2 protein-coding genes and 1 pseudogene are annotated in these 1,998 nt (G+C 65.8%); all 3 read right to left on the minus strand.

Going from position 1 to position 1,998, the window contains the following annotated elements; translation table 11 throughout:
- Positions 1-687 (minus strand): annotated as a pseudogene (locus ENZ74_RS30480) (double-strand break repair protein AddB); the annotation flags it as partial.
- Positions 684-1,412 (minus strand): nucleotidyltransferase family protein, encoded by a 729-nt coding sequence (locus tag ENZ74_RS30485; protein ID WP_013528329.1) that lies wholly within the window; start codon positions 1,410-1,412, stop codon positions 684-686. The pseudogene ENZ74_RS30480 and the gene ENZ74_RS30485, both read right to left, overlap by 4 nt.
- Positions 1,409-1,998 (minus strand): phosphotransferase (locus ENZ74_RS30490; protein ID WP_164761336.1); only part of this gene is annotated, 590 nt, incomplete at its 5' end. The genes ENZ74_RS30490 and ENZ74_RS30485, both read right to left, overlap by 4 nt.

Below are 1,998 nucleotides of genomic sequence, written 5' to 3' on the forward strand. Positions count from 1 at the left end.
TCGCAGCGCGCTGATCCGCGCCGCCTCGGCGCGGATCAGCGCGCTGCGATGCGCGGCCGGATTGGAGCGGTCGCTTTCCGCGAGGAATTTCGGCCAGGCTTCGGTGACGATGCCGAGGAATTCGAGCGTCACCTGCCACCATCCGGCAAGATTGCCGGTCACCAGATCGGTGAGCTTGGCCCAGTCGGTGCCTTCCGTCTCGATCTCGTCCATCAGCCGGGCGAGATCGCGCGCCAGCCAGATCGCGTCGGCGGTGGAAGCCGGGATGACGATCTCCTCGGCGAAAAGGGCGGCGACATGCGCCGGCAGCCGGCGTTTCCAGGCGCGCACCAGCGGCGTCAGCAGCAACAGGCGTTCGGTTGCCGAAATCGGCGGCGCCAGATCGATGGCCGCCGCTGCCTCGGTCTCGAACGCAGCCTCATCCTCGTCGAATTCGCCGAGTGGCCGGATGACCGGCAGGATCGCCGAGCCGCCGCCGCCGCGTGCCGCCAGGCTGTCGACGAAGACACCCCGCAAGGCACGCGCGGCACGGCGTGTCGGCACATAGATGGTGGCATCGGCCAAAGCGAGCGGGTCGCCGTCGAATCGAAACCCCGGAACAAGACGGCCGGCAAGCAGCGCCTCGGCAAGCGTCGGCAGAAACGGCGCTCCGGGCGGGATCGAGAAAACGCGGCTGGAGCCGCTCATTGCGACTCGATGAGCGCACCGGCGACCGCCGCTTCCGCGAGCGGTACGGCATCGGGCGTGCCGACGGTGATCCAGTGGCCATGCATGGGCATGCCGAACAGGCGCCCTGCGGCGATGGCGGAATCGAAATAGGCGTTGAGCGAGTGCGGCCCGGCCGGTGCGCCCTTGAACAGGCGCGGATCGACGATCGCCGCGCCGGCATAGATCAGCCCCGCCGGATCCCCCTTTGAACGCCGCAAGCCGCCATCCGGCGCCACCAGGAAATCGGTGCTGCCGCAGTGTCCGGTCGCCTGTTGGAGATCCGCCAGCATCAGCAGAATATCCATTTTCGCCGCGTCCCATGCAAGGGCGAGGCGCTGGAGATTGAGAGGACCGTCATCGATCCAGAAGGTGTCGGCATTGAGGATGTAGAAGGGTCGCTCGCCCAGTTCCGGCAGCGCCTTGACGATGCCGCCGGCGGAATCGAGCAGTTGTTCGCTCTCATCGGAAATGACGATTTTTGGCGCGCGGCGCGCGGCGACATGGGCGAGGATCTGTTCGGGAAAATAGTGGACGTTGACCACGGCCTTCGCGACACCGGCGGCAGCCAGGCTGTCGAGGCTCCAGTCGAGCAACGTCTTGCCGGCAATCCTGACCAGCGGCTTGGGAATGGTGTCGGTAATCGGCCGCATGCGTTTGCCAAGGCCGGCGGCAAGTACGATGGCGGTGTCCGGTCCTGCTGTCACAGCGCTCGCTCCTCCAGCAAACCGTGGGCGTCGTAGAACTCGCGCAGGCTTGCCAGCGCCGGATGAGACAAGGCCCGGCGCAGATAATCGCGAATGCGCGGCAGGTGTTTTAGATAATAGGGCTTGCCGTCGCGCTTTTCGAGGCGGACGAAGATGCCGAGGATCTTGGAATTTCGTTGCGCCGCCATGATGGCGTAGGATTCCAGGAAGCTTGCCTCGTCGAAAGCACCGGCTGCGTGGCGCGCCGCGACATAGGCATCCAGCGTCTTTCTCTCGATCTCGGGCGACATCGTAACACGCGCGTCCATGGCCAGCGAGGCGACGTCATAGGCGGACGGGCCGATCAGCGCATCCTGGAAATCGACGATGCCCAGCCGATCATGCCCTGAACGGTCGCCGCGCCAGATGATGTTGGGCGAATGGAAGTCGCGCAGCATCAGCGTATATTCGCGGCCGTGCAGCCGGTCGAGGAGCGCGCCCCATTGCTTGTGGTAGCCGGCGCGCAAGGCACCGCTTGCCGGGCTGCCCGTTATTGCCGGCACGTACCAGTCGACCAGCAGATCTGCCTCGATCATCATGGCCTCGC

The organism is Mesorhizobium sp. M7A.F.Ca.CA.002.15.2.1 (assembly GCF_003998715.1).
GTDB lineage: Bacteria > Pseudomonadota > Alphaproteobacteria > Rhizobiales > Rhizobiaceae > Mesorhizobium > Mesorhizobium ciceri.